The organism is Bradyrhizobium sp. RDM12 (assembly GCF_051917485.1).
Taxonomy (GTDB): domain Bacteria; phylum Pseudomonadota; class Alphaproteobacteria; order Rhizobiales; family Xanthobacteraceae; genus Bradyrhizobium.
In genome coordinates this window covers 6,762,393-6,785,918 of record NZ_CM133064.1, presented here as the reverse complement: position 1 = coordinate 6,785,918, position 23,526 = coordinate 6,762,393, and the positions used below count along the sequence as shown (strand labels likewise).

Sequence of the window (23,526 nt, the reverse complement as noted above, 5' to 3'; positions counted from 1 at the left end):
CTCGACAGGGACGAGCAGGGATCATCCGCCCTTCACGGCACCCGCTGTGAGCCCGGCCACGATCTGTCGCTGGGCGAATACCGTGAGCAGCAACACCGGGAGGGTGACGATCAGCGCAGCTGCGGCGAGCGGTCCCCAGCTCAGCTGGTCGAACGAGATCATGTTGTAGACGGCGACGGGCAGGGTGCGGGTCTCGCGTCCCGCCAGCACGATGCCGAACACAAAATTGTTCCAGGAGAAGATCACAGCGAGGATGAAGGCGACCGCGATGCCGGGCTTGGCGATCGGCAGCGCGACGTGGCGGAACACCTGCCAGCGCGTCGCGCCATCGATCAGCGCGGCTTCCTCCAGCTCCAGCGGCGTGGTTTCGAAATAGCCGATCATGATCCAGATCACGATCGGTACCGTCACCACGAGATGAATGATGATCTGGGGCACCAGCGTGCCGAGCAGTCCCAGCCACTGGAACAGCAGGAACAGCGGGATGAGGTAGGACAGGCCGGGCGTGATGCGGGCGATCAGGATCACGATCGCGGATTTATGCGCGGCCATGCGCGCGATGCCGTAACCGGCAGGGACGCCGACGATCAGCGCGAGCGCCGTCGCGCTCCCGGTCACGATCAGGCTGTTGAAAAAATAGGTCACGAAGCGGTTGGAGGCGACCACGTCGGCATAGTTCTTCCAGGCGAAATGCTCGGGGATGAAGACCGGCGGGTAGGCGGCGTTGTCGACCTCGAATTTCAGCGAGAGTGACACCATCCAGAGGAAGAACAGGATCGCCGGCGACACGATGACGAGCACCGCGAACCACAGGCTGATCTTGCCGATGATTTGACGCATGTTGAATTGACTTGAAGTCATGCGTCGCTCGCGATCTCGGTCCACAGCATGCGCTGGCGGGCGTAGAGCATCACCGCTGCAAGCAGGACAATCAGCAGGAAGAACACGACCGCGATCGCCGAGCCGTAGCCGAGGTCGTAATAAGAGAAGGCGACGCTGTAGAGATAGATGTTGATCGTCTCCGACGCCGAGCCGGGTCCGCCCTGCGTGATCGCGAAGATGATGTCAAAGCTCTTCACGGCGTCGATCATGCGGATCATGCCGGCGATGAACAGGAATGGCATGATCAGCGGCAGGGTGATGAAGCGGAACATCTGCCACAGGTTCGCGCCGTCGATCTGCGCACTCTCGTAAGGCTCGGTCGGGATCGCAGCGAGGCCGCCGAGCACGATCAGCATCACCAGCGGTGTCCATTGCCAGGTCTCGACCAGCACGAGCGAGGGGATCACCGTTGCCGGGTGAAACACCCAGAGCTGCGGTGGGATCCCGACCAGGGACAGCAGATAGTTCAGCACGCCGAGCTGCGGGTGGAACATCATGGTCCAGACCAGCGCAATCGCCACCGGCGTTGCCATCATCGGCATGATGAAGACGCCGCGCAGGAAGCCGCGGCCGGCGAATTTCTGGTGAAACACCACGGCCGCGAATGTGCCGAACACGAGCGGCAGCACCACTGACAGGACGGTGTAGACCAGCGTATGTCCGATCGCCTCGATGAAGCGAGGATCGCTGGTCAGGCGCAGATAGTTGGAGAACCCGACGAAGGTGGTCGACGACCCGACCTTCCACTCGTTCAGGCTCATCCAGATGGTGAAGACCCACGGGAAAATGATGATGGCGAGCACGATCACCAGGGCCGGCAGCACGAACGGCCAATAGGACGGCGGCCGCAATTCCTTCTCCGGCGCGGCATCAGACCGTGCCGCGCCCGGAGTCGATTGTGTCAACGCACTCACGCCTTTTCGCTACGCTCCAGGATCGGCCGGTACTGATCGTTGGCCTTCTTCAGTTCGGCTGCGGGATCGGCGCCGGACAGGGTCGCAGTGACCGCCGCGCCGACGATGTCGCGGAATTCGGCGACGGGGATCACGACGGGAAGACCCAGCTTGCTGATCTTGCCGGAATCAATCACCGACTGCAGCCACTCCTTGGGCATCTTCACGCCCTTCTGGACCTCGGCGTCGCCAAGGATCGAGTTGCGGAACGGGACGCCGCCACCAGCCTGCAGCAGCCGCGCGCCTTGCGTCTTCGAGACCACCCATTGGCAGAGCAGATAGGCAGCTTCCTTGTTCTTGCTCGCCGCGGCAATGCCGATGCCGTCGCCATACGTCGAGGAATATTGTCCCTTGGGACCGGCGGGCACGACGGTGTAGCCGACCTTGCCGACGACGCGCGAGGCGGCCGGATCCTCCAGCGGCGGCGCCCAGCCGACGCCATCGATCCACATCGCGGACCGGCCTTGCGTGAAGGACGCCATCGACTCCATCCAGTTGAAGCCGGCGACGCCGGGAGGTGCCGATTTGGTCAGCAGCCTCTGGTACAGCTTGGTCGCGGCAATGGCTTCCGGACCATCGGTCAGGATGTTGCCTTTGGCATCGAGGAATTCGCCGCCATAATTGAGGAAGAAGTTGCTCCACATCGCCATGTTGGCATTGCGCAGGCCGCGCCCGACAAAGCCAAAGATCCCTTCCTTGGCATCAGTGAGCTTCTCTGCGGCCGCCGCCATCTCGTCGAGGGTCTTGGGGACGGCGACGCCCTTCTTCTCGAACAGCTCCTTGTTGTAATAGAGGATGAAATAGTCGACCGACCAGGGCAACGACAGCATCTGGCCCTTGTCGTTCCTGGCGTATTGCAAGCCAGCCGCCGAGAAATCGCTCTCGACGAGGTCCGGCGCCGTCAGCGTCGGGTCCTTCAAATAGGGCGTCATGTCGGCGAGCCAGCCCGCCTTCTCGAATTGGCGCTTCTGGACGTGATAGCTGAGATGCACGACATCGAAGCTCGGTCGTCCCGAGGTCAGCTCGATCACGACCTTCTGGCGCTGCTGCTGCTCGGGAATCTGCTCGGATTCGACCTGGATACCGGTGAGCTCGGTGAATTCCTTGACGTACTTTTGCAGGTTATCGCCGCGCGGTCCCTTGGCGAGGATGACCTCGAGCTTGGTCCCGGCATATTTCTTCCAGTTCACCTCGGCGCGCGCTGGCAATCCCGTCAGGCTGAGCGCGCCAGCTGCGGCAGTGCCGGTCAAAAGCGTACGGCGCGAGATTTTGTGGTCAACCACTTTAATTCCTCCCTGTGACTCAATTTGGGGGGATAGTAGCGACCGTTCCACGCCTGCCTAGCCCTAATCTGGGCGTTACGGTCGCACCGCTGGCGTTTCCATCGGCATTCCGTGTGCTCGCGCCATCAGATAGAGCTCGAGGGCGACCAGCTCGGGCGCGCCGTAATCATAGGCCTGAGCGCGGACGCCGGTCATGCAGCTGCGCAGGCGCCGCTCCAGCGATCCAAGAGTCTGCCATTCCAGCCGATAGAGAGGATAGCCGGTCGGCTGCGCTTGCGTGATCGGCGAGCCCGCGAGGCGCTTCTCAAAGTTGTCGTCATGGCAGTTCGTGCAGGCCAGGTTGAGCTGACCTTCGCGCTGCATAAAGAGATTGCGGCCGCGTTCGACGAAAGGTTTGAGTTGTGGATCATCGCTTGCGCTGATTGCGACACCGCGCGATTGGTGGGCAACGAAGGCGGACAGCGCCAGGATATCGCGGCTCTCGTAGGGTAGTGGTGTTGCCTGCTGATGATTGGTGCGGCAGAGATTGATGCGCTGGTCGAGCGTGACCGGGCGCGCGAGCGCCTTGTCGAAAGCGGATAGCGGGCCGCGACGCCCTTCATGCTGCTTCGCGCATCGCCATGGCAGTCCGCGCACGCCTTGTCCGCGCTGCCCGCCTTCTTCGTCCATAGCGCCTCGCCGTCGAGCACGAACAGCATGCCCGGATTGGAGCTGTCGTCATCCTGCATGGCGCGGGTATCGGGGCCCATGAAGGAATAGCCGGAGCGGCGCGCATCGGGCGGATTTCGCCGGCGAGCAGGGCGGGGGCCGTGACGACAAGCGCCGCCAGCACTATCGCGCGCCAAAAATTCATTCGACCGTGATCGATGCTGATGCGGTGGACGAATAGCCGTTGTCGCCGATCCATTCGAACTCGAACTTGCCGCTCTCCCTGGCGACCGTGCAGAAGGACAAATAGGGATTGGCGGCGATGGCCGGAAACAGATCGGCGCGGAAAATCTCGGCGCCATTGTAGCGGCAGGTGAAGCTCGTGATGATGTCGCGCGGCACCAGCGCACCGTCCATGGTGTGGCGAAAGCCGGTTTCCATGATGTGCGAGGTCAGCGTGCGGATCTCGATGATGTCGCCGCGTTTGGCCTTCGCGGGAACGTTGATGAGGGCGGCCATCAGTTCAGCTCCTCGGTGCAGGCGGCCAGCGTCACGACCACATCGGCGGTGACCTGCCAAAAGCTATCGTCGGAGAGACGTGCGATCGCGACCACCTTCTGGGTATCGGCGAGCCGGATCCGCGTCGAGATTTGGGCGCGGCCGGAAGAAGCGTTCAGATAAAAGTTGCCGATGTTCGGCTGCGGGTTCTTCTCGTTGAAGACGTGGATGCTCTTGACATAGTCGTCCGCCGTCATCGGGCTCGCGACGCTGACCGTCATCGGCACCGTGTTGCCGTTCTCGACCAGAGGCGGAATGTCGAGCTTGACCTTGCCGGTGCGAATTGGCGCTTCGCCGACGATGTTCCGGATGGCAATGTTGAGCATCGCCGGCGTTGCTTCGACCGGCCGTGGTGTCACGATCGGAATGACCGTGACACTGCCAGCCAAGCCCAGAAATTGCCGTCGCGTCGTTGGCATGACCAGTCCTAGTTCCGAAGTGTTGCAAGATAGGCCACGATGTCCTCGATCTCCGCAGCCGACAATATCGGCTTGCCGGTGAAATTGCGTCCGACGCGGACGAGGCCGTCTGCACGATAGTAGGACGGCATGATGGTGTCCGGGTTGAAGCGCGAGGCGTCAACGATCCGAAGCCGCAACTGGCTCACTGTCCAGCGGTTCCCGGTGCCGCTGAGATCAGGCGCGAGGTCGCCCTGGAACCGCGTTTCCGGGAACGGGCCGGAATGGCAGAGGATGCAGGCCGTCGTGCGTGCCAGCATCAGCGCGCGTCCGCGCGCGGGATCGCCAGGGAGACCTGTGAGCGATTCCGCGATGCCATCGCCGACAATTTTGTAGGGCGCGAGGCTCTCGGCGCTCGTGTTGGAGACGAGCGCGAGGCTGGCGATCAGCGCAACGATGTGGACCGTCGATCTAGCCAAAAGTATCCGCCATGATGGTTTGAAACCAGCGCTCGGCCTCGGCCGCCTCGCGGGCGCGCAGTTCGCGCGGCGCATCGACCGGACTCGTCGCGCCCCCTTCGACCTCAGCGAAGATGTCGCCGTTCGGTTGGTAATTCCCGGCGAGCGAGAAGCCGTAGCCGGGGGCGACGGTGTTGTAGCAGACGCCAGTCAGCCGTGGCGCCTCCGGCGCGCGGCCGGCGAGCAAATTGATGATGGCTGCAGCGCAGGCCTTGCCCTGTGCGTTCGCGGCCGATGCCGATTTGGGAATGCCGCCGCCGAGGCAGGCGTCGCCAATGACATGGAGGTTTTTGACGAGCTTTGACTCGAAGCTGACAGGATCGATCGGGCACCAGCCGGTGGCGTCAGTTGCGCCCGCGAACTCGGCAATGTGCCCGGCGCGCTGCGGCGGGATGACGTTGGCGACGTCGGGCGCGTAGTTGCCGAACTCGGTGATGATGGTTTTGGTCGCGGGATCGACCGAGGTCACGCGGCCGCCTTGCGACAGGCCGATACGTTCGATCATGTCGCCGTAGAGCTCTTTCCATGCCTTCTCGAACAGCCGCTGCTGCGAGAAATTGTCCTTGGCATCGAGGATCAGCACTTTCGAGCGCGGCTTCCGCGTCTTCAAATAATGCGCGATCAAGCTGGCGCGCTCGTAAGGAGCCGGCGGACAGCGCGAGGGATTGGCGGGAATCGCGATGGCGACCGTGCCACCATCGTCCATTGCCTCCAACTGCCTGCGCAGTAAAAGCGTCTGCGCGCCGGCTTTCCAGGCGTGCGGCATCTTTTCCGATGCGGCCTCGTCGTAGCCGGGCAGGGCTTCGAAGTGGAAGTCGATGCCGGGCGAGAGCACAAGGCGGTCATAGGGCAGGGCGACGCCATCGGCCGTCACGACGCTGCGCAGCTGCGGCTCGATGGTTGCCACGGTCTGGCCGATCACGGTGATGCCCTCAGCAGCCAGATTGTCGTAGTCGAACTGCTGCGCTTCGATGTCGCGCAGGCCCGCGATCACTTCGTTGCTGAAGGGGCAGGAGGTGAAGACCGCATTGGGTTCGATTAGGATGACTTGCAAGTCCCCTTGCGCGCGCTTGAGCGCACGGGCGCAGGCAGCGCCGGCGAAGCCGCCACCGACCACGACGACGCGGCTGGTCGATTGCGCCCGCAAGACCGACGGCCGCGCCAATGTCGCGGTTGCAGCGGTGATGCCGAGCACGGCAGTTCGCCGTGTCATCGGTCGCGTGGTCATGCGGATCATCCAGGCAAGTGCCGCGACGGTCACTATGACCGCCGCGGCCTCTTACGCGAAGCTGATGTTCTGGTCGCGCAGCGGCACCGAGCGGATGCGCTTGCCGGTCGCCGCGAAGTAGGCGTTGAGAACCGCAGGCGCCGCAACACCGATGGTCGGCTCGCCGACACCGCCCCAGAATCCGCCGCTCGGCACCATCACCGATTCCACCTTCGGCATCTCGTTGATGCGCATCGAGTTGAAGGTGTCGAAGTTGGTTTGCTCGATGCGGCCGTCCTTGACGGTGCAACCGCCGTAGAACAGCGCCGAGAGGCCAAAAACGAAGGAGCCCGCGATCTGCCGCTCCACCTGCGCCGGATTGACGACATAGCCGGGATCGGTGGAGGCGACGATGCGATGCACCTTGATCTTGCTGCCATCGGTCACCGAGATTTCGGCGGCGCCGGCGACATAGCTGCCATAGCCCATCACCTGCGCGATGCCGCGATAGACGCCCTGCGGTGCCGGCGTGGTCCAGCCGATCTTCTCGGCCACGGCATTGAGCACCGCCAGATGCTTGGGATTCTTGCCCATCAGCTTGCGGCGGAACTCGAGCGGGTCCTGGCCTGCGGCATGGGCGAGCTCGTCCATGAAGCATTCCATGTAGATCGCATTGTGATTGACATTCACGCCGCGCCAGAAGCCGGGCGGAACATGCGGGTTGCGCATTGAATGCTCGATCAGGAGGTTTGGCACCGAGTAGCCGATCGCGGCTTCGCCGGATTGCGCGACGCCCTGGAAGGCGGCCGGATCCATGCCGTTCTGCAGCGCTTCAGGCCGCAGCGAGAACAGGATCGACTGCCCGGAGAGGCGGTAGTGCAGCGCGACCAGATTGTTGTCGGCATCGAACGCGCCGGTCATCTTGCACTGGGTGACCGGATGATACCTGCCGTGCGTCATGTCCTCTTCGCGCGACCACAACAGCTTGATCGGCGTGCCCGGCATCTGCTTGGCGATCGCGACGGCCTGGCGGACATAGTCCGTCATGCCGCGCCGGCCGAAGCCGCCGCCGAGCATCACCTTGTGCACGTCGCACTTCTCCGCCGGCAGGCCCGAGGCTTCCAGCACTGCGGCGAAGGCCGCCTCACCGTTTTGCGTGCCGCACCAGACCTCGCATTTGTCCGCGGTGTAGAGCGCGGTGGCGTTCATCGGCTCCATCGTCGCGTGGTTCTGGTAGGGATAGTTGTAGACGGCCTCGACCTTCTTCGCGGCGCCGGCAATTGCCGCCTTCACGTCACCATTCTTGTTGCCGACATAGGCCGGCTGTGCGTCGTCGAGACCCTCGGCCAGCCACTTCGCAATCGTCTCGCTCGAGACCTTTGCGTTGTCGCCCTCGTCCCAGACGATCGGCAGCGCTTCCAGCGCGGTCTTGGCGTGCCACCAGGTGTCGGCAACGACCGCAACCGCGGAATCGCCGACCTTGACGACCTTCTTGACGCCTTTCATGCCGGCGACCTTGGCTTCGTCGAAGCTCTTCACCTTGCCGCCGAACACGGGGCAATCCTTGATCGCGGCGTTCAGCATGCCCGGCAGCTTGATGTCGATGCCGTAGACCATCGTGCCGGTGGTCTTGTCTGCCGTGTCAAGCCGCAGCAGGCCCTTGCCTGCGATGGTCCAGTCCTTTGGGTCCTTGAGCTTGACCTCCGCGGGCGGCCTCAGCTTCGCCGCGGCTTCGGCGACCTTGCCGTAGGTCGTCGTCTTGCCCGATGCAATATGCGTGATGACGCCCTTGGCGACGGTGCATTCGGAGACCGGCACCTTCCACTCGTCGGCGGCGGCCTGGATCAGCATCATGCGCGCAGTGGCGCCGCCCTTGCGGACATAGTCCTGCGAGCTCCGGATGCCGCGGCTGCCACCGGTCGAGAAATCGCCCCAGACGCGCTTTCGGGCGACGCTCTGGCCGGGCGTCGGATATTCGGTCGTGACCTTCGACCAGTCGCATTCGAGCTCCTCGGCGACGAGCTGGGCGAGGCCGGTGAGCGAGCCCTGGCCCATCTCGGAGCGGGCGATGCGGATCACCACGGTGTCATCGGGTCTGATCACGACCCAGGCGTTGACCTCGGGCGAGCCGTCGGCGGCGCGGACCACGGCGGGGCCGCCGAAGGGGATGTCAAGGCCGATAGCGAGGCCCGTGCCGACGGCGGCGGTGCCGATGACGAAGGCGCGGCGGTTCATCTTGGGAGAGACGTGCTTGTTCATGTGCCGGCTCCTCAGGCGCTTGCGATCGTGTGGATCGCCTCGCGCACCTGCTGGAAGGTGCCGCAGCGGCAGATATTGGTGATGGCCTCGTCGATGTCGGCGTCGGTCGGCTTCGGCTTCTCGCTCAGGAGCGCCGCCACGGCCATGATCATGCCGCTCTGGCAATAGCCGCATTGCGGAACGTCCTTGGCGATCCAGGCCTGCTGCACCTTGTGCAGCGTGCCGCCCGAGGCGAGCCCCTCAATCGTGGTGATCTTTTTGCCCTCGGCCTCGGCGACCGAGATCCCGCAAGAGCGGGTGGCGACACCGTCCATGTGCACGGTGCAGGCGCCGCATTGTGCAATGCCACAGCCATATTTGGTGCCGGTCAACCCGGCATTTTCGCGGATCGCCCAGAGCAGCGGAGTGTCCGGCTCGACGTCGAGCGTGAGGGTTTTTCCGTTTATTGTTAGGTCTGCCATCGCAAGTCCCCTGATTGGTCCATCCACCGATGGACTCAGGGGCGCAATGTGTCCGGCAAACTGGAACTGTTCAAATCAATAGTCTGAGGGGCCTATGAAGATTCTGGCCGTCGCGGGAAGATTATGGACCGGTCGGTGTTACCCGTGCGCCAGTGGAGGTGGTCTGGGGCGACGTCTGTACAAGCGACAGTTTGTTCGTTTTGTTGGGGTGCAAGGCGTCGACGCCATGCTACACTCGGGCGAAGCAAAAGGGGTTCCATGAACGTATCGCGTCCTTGCAACGTGCTCATGCTCTATCCGCAGTTCACGGCGGAGTCGTTCTGGAGTTTTGGCGAGTCCTGTAAGCTGATGGGTGTCCGGCGGCCGGCTGCGCCTCTGGGCCTGATCACCGTTGCGGCGATGTTGCCGGAGAGCTGGACGGTGCGGCTCATCGACTGCAACACGCAAGCCTTCGGGGACGACGATCTTGCCTGGGCCGACGTGGTCTTCACCGGCGGCATGTTGCCGCAGCAGGCCGATACGCTGCTGTTGATCGACAAATGTCGCGCGGCGGGCAAACCGGTGGTGGTCGGCGGGCCCGATCCGACGTCGAGCCCTCATGTGTATGCGAGCGCAGATTTTCGGGTGCTCGGCGAGGCCGAGAGTGTGATCGACGAGTTCATCGCGGCCTGGGAGGGTGGCGCGCGTTCCGGCACTTTCACGGCGCCGAAATTCCAGGCCGACGTCACCAAGACGCCGGTGCCGCGCTTCGACCTGCTCAAATTCGAGGACTACCTCTATCTCGGTGTGCAGTATTCGCGCGGCTGTCCGTTCACCTGCGAGTTCTGCGACATTATCGAGCTCTACGGCCGCGTGCCGCGGACCAAGACGACCGATCAGATGTTCGTCGAGCTCGAGCGACTCTATCAGATGGGCTACCGCGGCCATCTCGATTTCGTCGATGACAACTTCATCGGCAACAAGAAGTCGCTGCGCCAGTTCCTGCCCCGGCTCGCCGAATGGCAGCGCGCGCACGGCTACCCGTTCGAACTCTCCACGGAAGCCTCGGTCAACCTCGCCGACGATCAGGAGTTGCTCGACCTCATGGGGGCGGCCAATTTCTTCGGCATCTTCGTCGGCATCGAAAGTCCGGATCCTGCGACCCTGGTCGCGATGCGGAAGAAGCAGAACACGCGGCGCAACATCGCCGAGAGCATCCACAAGATCTACGCGGCCGGCATGCTGGTCACCGCGGGCTTCATCGTCGGCTTCGATAACGAGAAGGTCTCGATGGCGGACGCGATGATCGATTTCATCGAGGAGGCCGCGATTCCCGTCGCCATGGTGGGCCTGCTCTATGCGTTGCCGAACACGCAGCTGACGCGGCGCCTCGAGCGCGAAGGCCGGCTGCACGCCGGCCACGATATCGCGCCGACCATTGGCGCCGATCAGTGCACCGCGGGGATCAACTTCGATCCGGTGCGCCCGTTGCGCGACATTCTGACGGATTACAAGCGGGTGCTGGAGCACATCTACAGCCCGGCGGCCTATGCAAGGCGTGTTGATCGCCTGATGACGCTGCTCGACCGGTCAAGGCAGCGCTCCGAGCTGGCCGTGGGTGACATTCGCGCCAGGATCGGGGCGATGGAGACGGTGCACAAGGTGGTCACAGCCCTTCCCGAGGCGCGGGGACCGCTGTGGCAGACCTTCATGAATTGCGCCAAGCGCGACACCTCCTCGGCGCGCATCGCGGTACAGATGATCGCGGCCTATGCGCATCTGGGACCGTTCTCGCGCAAGGTCATCGATGCCATCGACGGGCGCCTCGCCGCGCTGGATGAGCAAATGCCGGTTCCGGTCGTTGCTGACGGCGAGACCGTCGCGCGAAATCTGGCCTGACATCCTCCCAAAATTCAGGGCTGCGATTGTGAGCCCCTCGCTTGACAGCGAGACAACCTGGAGGCGATCGTCCTCAGGCTAACACCGGCGCGCCATCGATCGCGGCGACGCCCGCCAATTTCCGGGCCTATCGACCATATTGCGACGAGAATTGCTCTAGCGGAGTGCGGCATGTCCAGGAAGGTGGTCGGCTGGTCGATCGCGGCGATCGTCGCGGTCTTTCTGATCTTGAATTATCTGCCGGCGTTCGTCGCAGACTCCCTCTACAAGAATGTCGACGATATCACCGATGGGGAGATGCCCGCCACCGTCGCCTCGTTTGAATCGGGGCCGGAGGTCGTCAGCACGATCGGCGGCAGCGGCGAGGGACTGAACTGCAGCCTTCCCGCGGTGGCCAACATCTTGTTCGACGGAAGCAGGGACGACAAGGGCAGGCGTCACCTCGTCCTGCAGCGCTTCCGGCAGGCCTGCGTCTTTCACGATCTCTGCTATCGCCATGGCCTCGCGACCTACGGCTATAACCAGAACGATTGCGATCGCATCCTGCAAAATGCGGCGTTCCGGCTCTGTACCTATATCCGCAACGGCAGCGGGACCGGCAACGCGACGCGCTGCCAGACCGATTCGAAGATGGTGCTGGCAGGCGTCAGCATGGGCGGATATGACGCCTTTCGCGGCTGGGATCGATCGACCTATTTCGAGTTCGAATCCGATCCGTTCCGCTCACATGGCTTCCAGGCCAGCCGCGTCGTGGATCACCCGTTCAAGGCTGTCGATCCCGCCAAATATCGCAACGACCCGGATCAGGTCATTCTGTCCTTCGACAACGTGCGATCAGACGTCGCCGTCACCTGCATGACTTGCGGAAAGTTGCCTGTATTCGCATCCACGCAGGATCCGAACAACGTCGACGCCGAGCTGCGTTCGGTGGGCGTGGCGAAATTGCCGGAGGCGCTGCTCAAGCGCGAGCCGATGCTGTCGGAAACCGTCCCGATCTGGCTGCCGCCGCGCCGCCAGATGCGGCACCGCATTTGCTGGTCGACAGCAAGGGCAAGGATCATCTGATCTGGATGAGCCGGAACAATCCGCAGGACACCATGTCATGCATCGTCGGCGCCGACGCCGCGCGGCTTCTCACCAACACGCTGCCGCAGCGGGATCTGTGCTCAAAGGACGCCCAGTCGTTGCTGACCATGGTGGAGGTCGACATGTTCGCGACCTCCCCGCTGCCGATGGAAATTCCAGGCGCGCCGGAGCCCATCTACGCGACGGCCATCAGTCCGCAAAAGACGGTCGACAACGATCTCAGCTTCTGTTCGCGTTCGGCATCCAGGCCGGTTGAACGATCCGGCAATGACGACCGCTCCAGATGCATCAACTTCACCGGAGAAGCTGTCGGCGACGGCGCAGCGCTCGGCGCATTCCAGAACTTTCCGGTCATTCGTCCCGGACAGCAGATCGTATTCGCGCGGGACGTCGACCAGCGAACGAGTTCGCCGCTGACGGCGATCTGGCAGCGCGCGTTCGGCGATACCTATTCACCGGGTGGCGCGCTGCTCGTGATCGATGTCGCGCCGCCGGCCACGCCCAAGGGACCCGCCGCGGCCAAGCTGAAGAAGATCGTCCGGTTCAATATCGACGATCGCTTCGATCCGATGATGCCGATCACGCGCAAGGTCGACGATCTGCGCTTCCTCAGCCTGGAGGCATCGAAAGCGACCGTGCGTCTCCGCGTGATCGACTTCGCCAAGGACGATCCGGCTCTCGGCAACGTGCGATTGACGATGGACGGCGATGACGTGGAGCTGGATCGCTCCTGGGCCGCAAGACCCCTGATGGTGCTGGAGACCAGGGACGCCCAGCCCAGAACCATGCTGGTATTTTCGCGCGGTGAAATCGCGATCGATCCCGGCAAGCCCGTCTCGCCGGACGCGACGACGGAATCACTGACGTTGCAGACCCTGGTGTTCGAGCGCGATGCCGCGGCGCCTTCGGATGCGCCGTTCGAGAGATCGGCCGGCGTGGCTTGCAGGATCACCTATGAGTTCGCACCGGGTCATACCGACTGGCCGTGCTATCGCGCGTTCGATCCCGATCGTTCGATGCGGGCCTCGCCGGCGGCGCGGATGCAGGGATCGCAGATGCTGGTCGGGCATTTCTCGAAGGGCGCCGAACACGGCATCGCGTTTCCCGATGCCTGCCTGAAATCGGAGCCGATCATTCTGGCGCCGCAGGACGGTTCGTATAAGCCCCTGAGCGACACCGCGGGCTGGGACGGTCCGCCGAAGCTGAGGCGGACGACTACATGCGAGCCGCTCGACACGGCAGCGATCGTGAGTCGGCCGATCGCCCAGAAGGCGCAATAGGGCCGGCCTACTTCACCGCCAGCCGCAAGAAGCTCATCACGCTGCCGAGTGCGGCAAAGCCTGCACCTAACGCCAGTGCGACGGTGGCGCCGTTGTGACCGGCGAGCGCAAAGCAGGCCGCGGCGAGCGCCGCGCCGGTCGTCTGTCCCGTCAAACGCGCGGTGGCGACGATGCCTGAGGCGCTACCGCCGCGGTGTGGTGGCGCACTTCCCATGATCGCCTTCATGTTCGGCGCCTGGAAGAAGCCGAAGCCCATGCCGCAGATCATGATCCGCCAGACGATGTCGGGAATGCCTGGGTTCGCCGGAAGCAGCGCGAGCAGCGCCATGCCGAGGCCGAGCAGGATCAGGCCGATGCCGCCCAACAGGCCGACCGGGTGGCGATCGGAGAGGCGTCCCGCGATCGGCGCCATGATGCCGACCACCAGCGGCCACGGCGTCATGAAGAAGCCTGTCTCGACCTGCGAGCGGCCGAGCACGTCCTCGAAATAGAACGGCAGCGAGACGAAGGCGAGGCCCTGCACCGCGAAGGAGCAGACAGCGGTCGCCGCCGACAGCGCGAACATCGGCCGGCTGAACAGGTCGATCGGCAGCATCGGCGCGGGATGGTCGGCGTGGCGGCGCGTCAGGATGAATCCCAGCGCGAGCGCCGTGACCAGCTCGATGGCGACGATGACCGGTGACAGATTATGCGCGGCGCTGCCGATGCCGGTGATGAACAGGCCGAGGCAGATGGCGGCGAGAAGCGCGCCGATGAAATCAAAGCCATGATCGGCGCGCGGCGTCTTCGGCAGCATCGCAAAGCCGATGCCGATTGCGACGAGGCCGAACGGGATGTTGACGGCGAACAGCCACGGCCACGGACCGACCGCAAGGATCGCAGATGCAATCGAGGGCCCGAACGTGAAGGCGGTGGCGACCACCAGCGCGTTGTGGCCGAAGCCGCGGCCCTGCATCCGGCCGGGATAGACGAAGCGGACCAGCGCGGTGTTGACGCTCATGATGCCGCTCGCACCCAGGCCTTGCAGCGTGCGCGCGACCAGCAGGCTATCCAGCGACCAGGCGACGGCGCAGAACAGCGAGGCGATGGTGAACAGCACGAGGCCGCCGAGATAGATGCGCTGGTGCCCGACGATCTCGCCCAGCGCGCCGAGTGGCAGCAGTGTCGCCACCAGCGCGATCTGGTAGACGTTGACCACCCAGACCGACTGCTCCGGGCTGACATGCAGATCGGTGGCGATGGCGGGCAGCGCGATGTTGGCGATCGCGGTGTCGAGCGAGGCCATCGCCAGCGCGGTGAAGATCGCGGCAATCGCCCAGCGGCGCTGCGCGGCCGGCAGGCCATCGGCAACGGGACGATCGGGCGCGCGCGCAGCGGCAGGTAACGTGATTGTCATTGCCTTGCGCGTTCTCCGACAGCGGGGCTCGAATGGTCGTTGTGGCATGTACTACGCGCGAGGCTGCTTCCACAGACATATGCTTGCATGCATTGTATGCGCGAAGGTCAGGCGATGAGCCTGCGCGCCGTGTTGGGCACGGCCTCCGAGCGCTTCCAGTTTGATCTGCGGCTGGAGCGGCACGCGCCTTCTTGTTTTTTCTGTCGGGGCTCGAACCAGAAAGTCGAAAACAACCCCATGCACAGTAGAAGGCCCGGACAACGGATTTTTCATTCTGCTCCGGACCGACCTTCGGCGCTCCGCCGAAGTTGACACGTCGGGCAAAACACCGGCACGATGTCATCATGGCGACGGCCCGGCTGGGTGAGCGAAAAAACGCAGGGAGGTCAGACCATGCAGTTTGCAAAGTCCTTGCTCGCCGCTCTTACGTTGGTCGGCATGGTCGCGCCACCGGCGCGAGCGGAGCTCGATAAGGTCGGCAGGACCGGGCTGGTCGCGCTCTACAAGAACGGCGACGGTCCGACCATCTCCGAATTCGGCGGTCCGGCGTGCCGTTGATGATGCTCAATATCGACGTGTATGAGCCGGATGCATGGGCGGCGGCCAACAAGAGCGGAACGCCGCTTCCCGGCAACCATTCCCGCTGTTTGCACCGGTGCCCGAAGCCGACCATCTAGACCGGCATCACCGCCGTGACGCTTGCCATGCTGAGTGCGTTCGACCGGAGGGCCAAGCGACCGTAACGACACACCGGGTGCGTTCTGGAAAAATTGTCTTGCCGGTCGCGCCGACGTTGCGATTTCGGCCGGCTTTGCCAACCAGAGTCATTTCACGCGGGTTTTCTCCGCGATGACAGGCGTGAGCCCGGGTGCATGGCGGCGCGATGCGCTGGGAACGCAGGCCGGGACAGCTGATCTGCGTTCGAGTTCGCCGCTCTAGTCGATGATGTTGCCGCCGTCCCCCTTCAGGCGGGCGACATTGTCTTTCATCTGCTGCAGCCGTTCGGGCGCATGGCCTTGCCACCGCGTCACTTCGGCAATCACCCGCAGCGGATCGCGGGAGCGATAGGATAGCGTCGGATTGCCCGGAAATTTCTTATCCGTCACGTTCGGATCGTCCATGATCGGTCCGGTCGGCTCCACGACATAAATGCGTCCTGGTGCCGTGCCTGCGGCGAGCTCGGCGCCCCAGATCGCTGCATCCAGCGTGGCCGCGAAATAGACCCAGGACAGCGGTCTGACGTCGGTGAAGTTGGATTGATGGCCGACGACAATGAGATCGCCGGGCTTCAATTCGGCGCGCGTGCCGTGGAAGAACGATTGCGCGAACATGGTTGCGGCAGATGACATCAGGCGATCCTGGAATTCGGTACAGCGGCAGGGATGCGGGACATGCATTCCGTCGTTGCGAGCGCAGCGAAGCAATCCAGACTGCGACCTGCGGAAAGACTCTGGATTGCTTCGCTGCGCTCGCAATGACGATGCGGATGCCGCGATGGCAAGGCTTAGAACTGATACCGTCTCAAGCCGCCATCCACCGGGATCACCGTCCCCGTGATGTAGCGCGCGACCGGCGAGGCCAAGAACACCGCGAGCGCCGCGAGGTCTTCCGGCTCGCCCCAGTAGCCGACCGGAATCTCTTCCTCGGCAAAACGCTCGCGGTAATCCGGCGGATAGTTGCGGCGGATCTGCTCGCTCATGATGCGGCCGGGCGGGATGCAGTTGATGGTGATGCCGTGCTCGCCGATCTCGCGCGACAGGCCCTTGGCCCAGGCGTGCACGGCAGCCTTCGCCGCGAAGGCGGCGTTGAGCCCTTCGGGCTCGGACTTGCCGGTGATGTTGACGATGCGGCCCCATTTGCGCTCGATCATCTGCGGCAGCAACGCATGCGCGATGCGGCGGTAGCTGGTGAAATTCAGCGCGATCGCCTCGTCCCATTGACTGTCGGGCGCATCGACCGGCAGGGGGCGGCTGCCGCCGGCATTGTTGATGAGGATGTCGACATGGCCGAGCTCCTTCAGCGCGAAGGCTGCGATCTTCTCCGCCGCGTCCTTGGCCATCACGTCCTGCTCGAATGGCGTGATCAGGCTTCCGCCGACTTCCTTCACGAGCTCGGCGAGCAGGTCGGTCCGGCGCGCGACGCCGACGACGCGCACGCCTTCGGCCGCCAGGCCCTTGGCGATGGCGCGGCCGATGCCGATGCTCGCTCCGGTGACGACAGCGGTTTTCGATTTCAACCCGAGGTCCATGGTCACAGCTCTCTTGTTTGCTTTTGTCGTTCGTTTGCCGTTCGTGTCCTGCCCCGTCCCGGCTGCGGCGATTTGCCCGACCGGGACGAGCAGTGGTAACCAAGGGCGACCACGAAGGAAATACGAAAAAGAAAAGGCGCAGGTTATGGTTTGGGATCCGCAGCAATATCTGAAATTTTCCGGCCACCGGCTTCGGCCCGCGGTGGACCTGTTGATGCGGATTCCGGATTTCGGTCCGCGCGAGGTCGCTGACCTCGGTGCCGGCGCCGGCAATGTCACCAAGCTGATCAGGGAGCGCTGGCCGTCCGCGGCGGTGACCGGCGTCGAGGGCTCGGCCGAGATGGTCGCTGCGGGGCGCAAAGCCGCGCCCGACGTGGAATGGTCACATGAGGACCTCGGTCATTGGCGCCCCGCCAGGCAATATGACGTCGTCTATTCCAATGCCGCACTGCACTGGCTGCCCAATCATGCGGCTCTCTTCCCGTCGGTCATGGAGAAGGTTGCGCCCGGCGGCATGCTTGCAGTGCAAATGCCGCGCAACTTCCTGGCGCCGTCGCACGTGCTGATCGGCGAGACCGCCCTGAATGGGCCCTGGCGGTCAACGGTCGAGCACCTCGTGACGCCGCCGCCGGTGGAGGCGGCGGCCTTCTATCACGATGTGCTCGCGCCGCTGTCGCAAAACATCGACATCTGGGAGACCGAATATCTCCAGGTTCTCGAAGGCGACAATCCCGTGAAGGAATGGACCAAGGGCACCTGGCTGACGCGCTATCTCGATGTGCTCGAGGGCGACGAGAAGGCCGCGTTCGAAGCGGCCTATGGGATGCGAGTGGCGAAGGCCTATCCCAAGAACGAAGCGGGGCAGACGCTATTCCCGTTCCGGCGGCTGTTCATGGTCGCCCAGCGCAAGGGTTAATGCCCTTCGGCGATGCGACATAAGCGCTCGCCGCCGGGGACCGGAGCGGGCGCCGGGTTGCGCATGCGGCCGCCGTCAAGATAGCTTCGCTGCGGCAAATTGGGCTTAGGTCTAGTTGTTCGGGGTACGGATTGCTGCCACTACTGAAACCGTAAAACAAAAAACACCCGGTTTCCGAGGTTGTTGGGGAGGTTCTTCATGCGCAAACTGCTCTTTGCGGTCGCTGCGGCCGCGTTCGCTTTGGCCCCTGTCTTGTCTTCGGACTCGGCTTGCCCAGGCCCAGAGCCCGATCATCATCAAGTTCAGCCACGTCGTCGCCAACGACACCCCGAAGGGGAAGGGCGCGCTCAAGTTCAAGGAGCTCGCCGAGAAGTACACCGACGGCAAGGTCAAGATCGAAGTCTATCCGAACTCCTCGCTCTACAAGGACAAGGAGGAGATCGAGGCGCTGCAGCTCGGCTCGGTGCAGATGCTCGCACCATCGACCGCGAAATTCGCGCCGCTCGGCATCAAGGAATTCGAGGCGCTCGACCTGCCCTGGCTGTTCAAGGACGACGAGACCTATTCCAACGCGATGAAGGGCACGGTCGGCAAATGGCTGTTCCAGAAGCTGGAGGCCAAGGGCATCACCGGTCTCGCCTATTGGGACAACGGCTTCCACATGGTGTCGTCGAATCGTCCGCTGACGAAGCCGGAAGATTTCAAGGGGCTGAAATTCCGCATCTCCGGATCGAAGATCGCGGACCAGTATTTCCGCCTGATGGGTTCGATCCCACAGATCATGGCATTCTCGGAAGTCTATCAGGCCTTGCAGACCGGCGTGGTCGACGGCTGCGAGAATACGGCATCGAACTATCTGACGCAGAAATTCTACGAGGTGCAGAAGGACATCACCGTGTCCTATCACGCCCATCTGCAATACGCCGTGATCGTGAATTCAAAATTCTGGTCCGGCCTGCCGCCCGATATCCGCGCTCAGCTCGACAAGGCGATGGCGGAGGCGACCGACTACACCAACTCGATCGCGCGCCAGGAGAACGAGGACGCGCTGGCCGAGATCAAGAAGACGGGCAAGACCACGCTGCACTATCTCACAGACGCCGATCGCAAGTCCTGGCAGGAGGCGATGCAGCCGACTTACAAATGGGCTAAAGGCCGGGTCGGGCAGGACGTGCTCGATCTCCTCGCCAAGGAACTCGACGTCAAGATGAACTGACGCGTTTTCCGGGAAAGTAAGACCAACGGTCGGGAGTGTATGCACTCCCGACCGTTTCGCATCGATAGGGGGACTTTGATTTGCTTCGCGTGCTGAACCAGGGGCTCAATCATCTCGAAGAATGGTTGATCGCGACGCTCATTGCGGCTGCAACCGGCCTGATCTTCATCGCCGTCGTGCACCGTTATGGCGCGGGCGAATCGATCGTGTTCTCGCGATGGGCGGCCGCGCACGGGATGACCTGGCTCGCGTCGCTGTCGATGGCGGTGTTCACCTTCCTGTCCGAGCTCGATCTGTCCTGGGCGCAGGAACTCTGCATCTACATGTTCATCTGGATGGCGAAGTTCGGCGCGGCCTATGGCGTGCGCACCGGCATCCATGTCGGCGTCGATCTGCTCGTCAACCGCCTGCCCGAGCATTCGCGCAAGCACGTGATCCTGTTCTCGCTGCTCTGCGGCGCACTGTTCACCGGCATGATCGCCGCCTTCGGCGCCTCGTTCGTCACCGAGATGTTCAAGACCGGCCAGCAATCCAACGATCTGGAAGCGCCGATGTGGTTCGTCTACCTGGCGATCCCGCTCGGCTCCGGGTTGATGTGCTTCCGCTTCCTCCAGGTCTCCTGGTTCTATTGCTGGACCGGCGAGTTGCCGCATCATGACGAGACCCGTGTCGAGGGCGTGGAAACCGACATCTCGCCGGCGCTGCATCCGCAGCCCGCCGGCGCCGCAACGAGGGCGGCTTCCCGAAAAGTCTCGCCGCTCGGCGTGATCCTGATCATGGCGCCGATCCTGATCTTCGCGCTCTGCCTTGGCGAGAAGACCGGCTTCATCGTGCTGCCGCACTGGTTGCGCGCGGCGACTGTGTTCGCGTTGCTGATCGCGCTGATGCTGACAGGCATTCCGGTCTCGATCGCGCTCGGCCTCACCGTGATGACGTTCCTGTTCACGCTGACGACAGTGCCGATCGAAGCCGTCTCGATGAAGCTCTTCACGGGCATCGAAGGCTTCGAGATCATGGCGATCCCGTTCTTCATCCTCGCCGGAAATTTCCTGACCCATGGCGGCGTCGCGCGCCGCATGATCAATTTCGCGACCTCGTTGATCGGCCATTGGCATGGCGGACTGGGGCTCGCCGGCATCGTCGCCTGCGCGATGTTCGCGCTGGTGTGCGGCTCGAGCGTGGCGACCGTCGCCGCGATCGGCGCCATCGTGCTGCCCGAGATGGTCCGCCATGGCTATCCCATGCGCTTCGGCGCCGGCATCATCACCGTCGCCGGCTCGCTCGGCATATTGATGCTGCCCTCGATCCCGAAGATCGTCTATGCGGTCTCGACCAACACCTCGATCGGCGCGCTGTTCGTCGCCGGTCTGCTGCCCGGCATGTTGCTGACGACGATGCTCTGCATCGTCACCTGGTGGCTCGCACGCAAGCGCGACTATCCCCGGATGAAGAAGGCGACCTGGGGCGAGACCCTCCACGCCTTCCGCGAGAGCATCTGGGGCCTGATGCTCGTCGTCATCATCATCGGCGGCATCTATAGCGGCCTGTTCACCGCCACCGAAGCGGCCGCCATGGCGGCGGTTTATTCCTTCATCATCGCCGTATTCGTCTACAAAGCCATCAAGATGGCCGACGTGCCGCGGGTGCTGCTGCGCGCCGCCAACACCAGCGCGATGCTGCTCTATATCGTCACCAACGCGGTGCTGTTCTCCTTCGTGCTCTCCAACGAGAACCTGCCGGCGACCCTGGCCGACTGGATTGCCGCGCAGAACCTCGGCTGGGTCGGTTTCCTGCTGGTCGTCAACGTGCTGTTGCTTCTCGCCGGCAATTTCATGGAGCCGAACTCGATCATCCTGATCATGGCGCCGATCCTGGCGCCGGCCGCCAAGAAGCTCGGCATCGACCTCGTCCATTTCGGCATCGTCATGGACGTCAACATGGAGGTCGGCCTCTGCCATCCGCCTGTCGGCTTGAACCTCTACGTCGCATCGATGATCGCGCGAATGCGCATCACCGATCTGGCGGGCGCGGTGATGCCGTGGCTGCTGACCATGCTCGGCTTCCTCGTCATCGTGACCTATTGGCCCGATCTGACGCTGTGGCTGCCGCGGGTGCTCGGATGCACTGAGGCGCAAGCCGCGCAGACGGTGCACCCTCTCCCCTGTGGGAGAGGGTGGCTTCGCGCAAGCGAAGCCGGGTGAGGGGTATCTATCCTTACGAACAGTTTTGCGAGCAGCAAGAACCCCTCATCCGGCGCTTCGCGCCACCTTCTCCCACAAGGGGAGAAGGGAAGAGGCGCCTGCGCTCGTGACATCGCCCTCCCCAAGATGGCAATCGACCGCAAAATGCGGTTAGATGCCGCGCGGCAGGCCGGGAGGATGCAGATGACCGAGATTTCCAGCAACGAGCCGAAGGACGCGACGCCATCCGTGATTGCGCAGCAAACGGCGATGCTGAATGCGCTGCCGTTTTCCGACACGCGGGATTTCGACGACGCTGCGCGCGGCTTCCTCGGCACGATCGAGCACGCGAAGGTCACAAATCCGCAGGGGCGGACGGTCTGGAGCCTCGAACCCTACGGCTTTCTGTCCACCGATGAGGCGCCACCGACGGTCAATCCCAGCCTGTGGCGGCAGTCGCGGCTCAACATGCAGCACGGCCTGTTCGAGGTCGTGCCCGGAATCTACCAGGTGCGTGGCCTCGACATCGCCAACATGACGCTGATCGAGGGCGACAGCGGTGTCATCGTGGTGGACACCCTGACGTCGATCGAGGGCGCGCGCGCCGCGCTCGATCTCTACTTCAGGCATCGTGGCAAGCGGCCGGTCGCGGCCGTGATCTTCACCCACACGCATACCGACCATTGGGGTGGCGCGCGCGGCGTGCTGGAGGAGGATGCGCTGGCGACGGGGCGCGTGCTCATCATCGCGCCGAATTTGTTCATGGAGCACGCCGTCTCCGAGAACATCATTGCGGGACCGGCGATGCTGCGCCGGGCGCAATACCAGTTCGGTCCGTTCCTGGCCAAGGGGGTACGAGGGCAGGTCGACTGCGGCCTCGGCAAGACCATGGCGGCGGGCGCGGTGGCGCTGCTGCGTCCGACCGATCTGATCATGGCGACCGGTGACAGGCGCGTCATCGATGGCGTCGAGTTCGAATTCCAGATGGCGCCGAACAGCGAAGCGCCGGCCGAGATGCATTTCTTCATCCCGCGCTACAAGCTTCTGAACCTGGCCGAGAACTGCACGCATAATTTTCACAATCTGCTGCCGTTCCGCGGCGCCGACGTGCGCGATGCGCTGGCCTGGTCGAAATACCTCAACGAGGCGCTGCATCTGTGGGGCGGCAAGGCCGAGGCGATGTGCGGACAGCATCACTGGCCGGTGTGGGGCCGTGAGCGCATCGACACCATGATGCGCGAGCAGCGCGACCTCTACAAATTCGCACATGACCAGACCATCCGCCTGATGAACCACGGGCTGAACGCGGCCGAGATCGCCGAGACGATCCAGCTGCCGAAGAGCCTGGAGGGCGCCTGGCACGGCCGCGGCTATTACGGTCACATCAGGCACAATGTGAAAGCGATCTACCAGAAATATCTGGGCTGGTACGACGCCAACCCGGTCAATCTCGATCCGCTGCCGCCGGTGGAATCGGGGAAGAAATACGTCGAGTACATGGGCGGCGCCGACGCGATCCTGACGCGGGCGCGCGCGGATTTTGACAAGGGCGAATTCCGCTTCGTGGCGCAGACGCTCGGCCATCTCGTCTTCGCGGAGCCGGACAATCAGGCCGCGCGCGCATTGCTGGCCGACACGCTGGAGCAACTCGGCTACGCCGCCGAGAGTTCGACCTGGCGCAACGCCTATCTGTTCGGCGCCCAGGAATTGCGTCACGGCATGCCGAAGACGGCGCCACGTCCACCGATGCCGCGCGAGACGCTGGCAGCGCTGCGCACCGGGCAGCTCTGGGACGTGCTCGGCGTCCGCCTCAATGGCCCGAAGGCGGACGGCAAGCACATCGTGCTGAACTGGAGCTTTTCCGATACCGGCGAGACGTTTGCGCTCAATCTGGAGAACTGCGCGCTGACTTATACGGAAGGCGTGCAGGCCGACAATGCCGATGCCAGCTTCACGCTGGCGCGCGCGACGCTGGATGAGGTGATCGCGAAGCTGACGAGTTTTCCGGAGGCCATCGCCGCCGGCAAGGTCAAGCTGTCAGGCAACCCGATGCGGCTCGCCGAACTGATGGGCCTGATGGACGAATTCCCGCGGATGTTCGAGATTGTCGAACCGAAGCGGACGGTGGTGGTGTAGGGCGGTGCTGACAGGTTCTTGCT

Annotated in this window: 19 protein-coding genes and 3 pseudogenes; 9 read left to right on the top strand and 13 right to left on the bottom strand. The window is 63.6% G+C overall.

What is annotated here, in order from left to right; all coding sequences use genetic code 11:
- Positions 1-21: 21 nt before the first annotated feature.
- The 10 genes and pseudogenes from ACTGJ9_RS33110 to ACTGJ9_RS33065 form a co-directional block, all read right to left on the bottom strand.
- Positions 22-861 carry a carbohydrate ABC transporter permease gene (locus ACTGJ9_RS33110; protein ID WP_456674470.1) on the bottom strand — a complete coding sequence of 280 codons (840 nt, stop codon included), beginning with the start codon at positions 859-861 and terminating at the stop codon, positions 22-24.
- Positions 858-1,796: a carbohydrate ABC transporter permease gene (locus tag ACTGJ9_RS33105; RefSeq protein WP_456674469.1), complete on the bottom strand. Its 939-nt coding sequence runs from the start codon at positions 1,794-1,796 to the stop codon at positions 858-860. The genes ACTGJ9_RS33110 and ACTGJ9_RS33105 overlap by 4 nt, the downstream gene beginning before the upstream one ends.
- Positions 1,793-3,118 (bottom strand): ABC transporter substrate-binding protein, encoded by a 1,326-nt coding sequence (locus ACTGJ9_RS33100; protein ID WP_456674468.1) that lies wholly within the window; start codon positions 3,116-3,118, stop codon positions 1,793-1,795. Before ACTGJ9_RS33100 ends, ACTGJ9_RS33105 begins: the two co-directional genes overlap by 4 nt.
- 75 nt (positions 3,119-3,193) lie before the next feature.
- Positions 3,194-3,816, bottom strand: a pseudogene (gene soxA / locus ACTGJ9_RS33095) (sulfur oxidation c-type cytochrome SoxA).
- Between the two features lie 151 nt (positions 3,817-3,967).
- Positions 3,968-4,285 (bottom strand): thiosulfate oxidation carrier complex protein SoxZ, encoded by a 318-nt coding sequence (gene soxZ, locus ACTGJ9_RS33090; protein ID WP_456674467.1) that lies wholly within the window; start codon positions 4,283-4,285, stop codon positions 3,968-3,970.
- Positions 4,285-4,743, bottom strand: a complete 459-nt coding sequence (locus tag ACTGJ9_RS33085; RefSeq protein ID WP_456674466.1) for a SoxY-related AACIE arm protein — start codon at positions 4,741-4,743, stop codon at positions 4,285-4,287. Before ACTGJ9_RS33085 ends, soxZ begins: the two co-directional genes overlap by 1 nt.
- Before the next feature lie 8 nt (positions 4,744-4,751).
- Positions 4,752-5,201, bottom strand: coding sequence for a sulfur oxidation c-type cytochrome SoxX (gene soxX, locus ACTGJ9_RS33080; protein WP_456674465.1), 450 nt, complete (start codon positions 5,199-5,201; stop codon positions 4,752-4,754).
- A complete protein-coding gene (locus ACTGJ9_RS33075) occupies positions 5,194-6,477 on the bottom strand; it encodes an FCSD flavin-binding domain-containing protein (protein WP_456678706.1) in 1,284 nt (427 codons plus the stop codon). Before ACTGJ9_RS33075 ends, soxX begins: the two co-directional genes overlap by 8 nt.
- A gap of 42 nt (positions 6,478-6,519) precedes the next feature.
- Positions 6,520-8,706 (bottom strand): molybdopterin cofactor-binding domain-containing protein, encoded by a 2,187-nt coding sequence (locus ACTGJ9_RS33070; RefSeq protein ID WP_456674464.1) that lies wholly within the window; start codon positions 8,704-8,706, stop codon positions 6,520-6,522.
- Positions 8,707-8,717: 11 nt separating this feature from the next.
- Positions 8,718-9,167, bottom strand: a complete 450-nt coding sequence (locus tag ACTGJ9_RS33065) for a (2Fe-2S)-binding protein (RefSeq protein WP_456674463.1) — start codon at positions 9,165-9,167, stop codon at positions 8,718-8,720.
- 258 nt (positions 9,168-9,425) lie between these two features.
- On the opposite strand from ACTGJ9_RS33065, the gene ACTGJ9_RS33060 reads away from it, so the two are divergent.
- The 3 genes from ACTGJ9_RS33060 (at position 9,426) to ACTGJ9_RS33050 (ending at position 13,411) form a co-directional block, all read left to right on the top strand.
- Complete coding sequence (locus tag ACTGJ9_RS33060) at positions 9,426-11,045, top strand: B12-binding domain-containing radical SAM protein (protein ID WP_456674462.1); 1,620 nt, start codon at positions 9,426-9,428, stop codon at positions 11,043-11,045.
- A gap of 171 nt (positions 11,046-11,216) precedes the next feature.
- Entirely contained in the window at positions 11,217-12,110 is an 894-nt protein-coding gene (locus ACTGJ9_RS33055; protein WP_456674461.1) for a hypothetical protein, read from the top strand.
- Positions 12,077-13,411, top strand: coding sequence for a hypothetical protein (locus ACTGJ9_RS33050; RefSeq protein ID WP_456674460.1), 1,335 nt, complete (start codon positions 12,077-12,079; stop codon positions 13,409-13,411). The genes ACTGJ9_RS33055 and ACTGJ9_RS33050 overlap by 34 nt, the downstream gene beginning before the upstream one ends.
- A 7-nt stretch (positions 13,412-13,418) precedes the next feature.
- Here the strand turns inward: ACTGJ9_RS33050 and ACTGJ9_RS33045 are convergent, their stop codons facing one another.
- On the bottom strand, positions 13,419-14,807 hold the full coding sequence (locus tag ACTGJ9_RS33045) for an MFS transporter (RefSeq protein ID WP_456674459.1): 1,389 nt from the start codon (positions 14,805-14,807) through the stop codon (positions 13,419-13,421).
- Positions 14,808-15,200: 393 nt separating this feature from the next.
- On the opposite strand from ACTGJ9_RS33045, the gene ACTGJ9_RS33040 reads away from it, so the two are divergent.
- Positions 15,201-15,365 carry a hypothetical protein gene (locus ACTGJ9_RS33040; RefSeq protein WP_456674458.1) on the top strand — a complete coding sequence of 55 codons (165 nt, stop codon included), beginning with the start codon at positions 15,201-15,203 and terminating at the stop codon, positions 15,363-15,365.
- A gap of 228 nt (positions 15,366-15,593) precedes the next feature.
- Positions 15,594-15,746: pseudogene (locus tag ACTGJ9_RS33035) on the top strand (helix-turn-helix domain-containing protein); the annotation flags it as partial.
- Here ACTGJ9_RS33035 and arr read toward each other — a convergent pair.
- On the bottom strand, positions 15,743-16,156 hold the full coding sequence (gene arr / locus ACTGJ9_RS33030; RefSeq protein WP_456674457.1) for an NAD(+)--rifampin ADP-ribosyltransferase: 414 nt from the start codon (positions 16,154-16,156) through the stop codon (positions 15,743-15,745). The pseudogene ACTGJ9_RS33035 and the gene arr sit on opposite strands and share 4 nt — an antisense overlap.
- 155 nt (positions 16,157-16,311) lie before the next feature.
- Positions 16,312-17,055 (bottom strand): SDR family NAD(P)-dependent oxidoreductase, encoded by a 744-nt coding sequence (locus tag ACTGJ9_RS33025; RefSeq protein ID WP_456674456.1) that lies wholly within the window; start codon positions 17,053-17,055, stop codon positions 16,312-16,314.
- 145 nt (positions 17,056-17,200) lie between these two features.
- On the opposite strand from ACTGJ9_RS33025, the gene ACTGJ9_RS33020 reads away from it, so the two are divergent.
- From ACTGJ9_RS33020 to ACTGJ9_RS33005, 4 genes and pseudogenes are all read left to right on the top strand, one after another.
- The gene (locus ACTGJ9_RS33020) at positions 17,201-17,971 is read left to right on the top strand and encodes a methyltransferase domain-containing protein (RefSeq protein WP_456674455.1); all 771 of its coding nucleotides are present in this window, start codon (positions 17,201-17,203) and stop codon (positions 17,969-17,971) included.
- A gap of 198 nt (positions 17,972-18,169) precedes the next feature.
- A pseudogene (locus ACTGJ9_RS33015) lies at positions 18,170-19,187 on the top strand (DctP family TRAP transporter solute-binding subunit).
- A gap of 89 nt (positions 19,188-19,276) precedes the next feature.
- Positions 19,277-21,388: a TRAP transporter large permease gene (locus ACTGJ9_RS33010; RefSeq protein ID WP_456678705.1), complete on the top strand. Its 2,112-nt coding sequence runs from the start codon at positions 19,277-19,279 to the stop codon at positions 21,386-21,388.
- A gap of 183 nt (positions 21,389-21,571) precedes the next feature.
- A complete protein-coding gene (locus ACTGJ9_RS33005) occupies positions 21,572-23,503 on the top strand; it encodes an alkyl/aryl-sulfatase (RefSeq protein ID WP_456674454.1) in 1,932 nt (643 codons plus the stop codon).
- Positions 23,504-23,526: the final 23 nt, after the last annotated feature.

Bases quoted from the DNA above. Each gene is read 5' to 3' on its own strand.
- ACTGJ9_RS33110 (WP_456674470.1), bottom strand. From the start codon at position 861: ATGACTTCAAGTCAATTCAACATGCGTCAAATCATCGGCAAGATCAGC.
- soxZ (WP_456674467.1), bottom strand. From the start codon at position 4,285: ATGGCCGCCCTCATCAACGTTCCCGCGAAGGCCAAACGCGGCGACATC.
- ACTGJ9_RS33085 (WP_456674466.1), bottom strand. From the start codon at position 4,743: ATGCCAACGACGCGACGGCAATTTCTGGGCTTGGCTGGCAGTGTCACG.
- ACTGJ9_RS33075 (WP_456678706.1), bottom strand. From the start codon at position 6,477: ATGATCCGCATGACCACGCGACCGATGACACGGCGAACTGCCGTGCTC.
- ACTGJ9_RS33070 (WP_456674464.1), bottom strand. From the start codon at position 8,706: ATGAACAAGCACGTCTCTCCCAAGATGAACCGCCGCGCCTTCGTCATC.
- ACTGJ9_RS33065 (WP_456674463.1), bottom strand. From the start codon at position 9,167: ATGGCAGACCTAACAATAAACGGAAAAACCCTCACGCTCGACGTCGAG.
- ACTGJ9_RS33060 (WP_456674462.1), top strand. From the start codon at position 9,426: ATGAACGTATCGCGTCCTTGCAACGTGCTCATGCTCTATCCGCAGTTC.
- ACTGJ9_RS33055 (WP_456674461.1), top strand. From the start codon at position 11,217: ATGTCCAGGAAGGTGGTCGGCTGGTCGATCGCGGCGATCGTCGCGGTC.
- ACTGJ9_RS33045 (WP_456674459.1), bottom strand. From the start codon at position 14,807: ATGACAATCACGTTACCTGCCGCTGCGCGCGCGCCCGATCGTCCCGTT.
- ACTGJ9_RS33040 (WP_456674458.1), top strand. From the start codon at position 15,201: ATGCAGTTTGCAAAGTCCTTGCTCGCCGCTCTTACGTTGGTCGGCATG.
- arr (WP_456674457.1), bottom strand. From the start codon at position 16,156: ATGTCATCTGCCGCAACCATGTTCGCGCAATCGTTCTTCCACGGCACG.
- ACTGJ9_RS33025 (WP_456674456.1), bottom strand. From the start codon at position 17,055: ATGGACCTCGGGTTGAAATCGAAAACCGCTGTCGTCACCGGAGCGAGC.
- ACTGJ9_RS33020 (WP_456674455.1), top strand. From the start codon at position 17,201: ATGGTTTGGGATCCGCAGCAATATCTGAAATTTTCCGGCCACCGGCTT.
- ACTGJ9_RS33005 (WP_456674454.1), top strand. From the start codon at position 21,572: ATGACCGAGATTTCCAGCAACGAGCCGAAGGACGCGACGCCATCCGTG.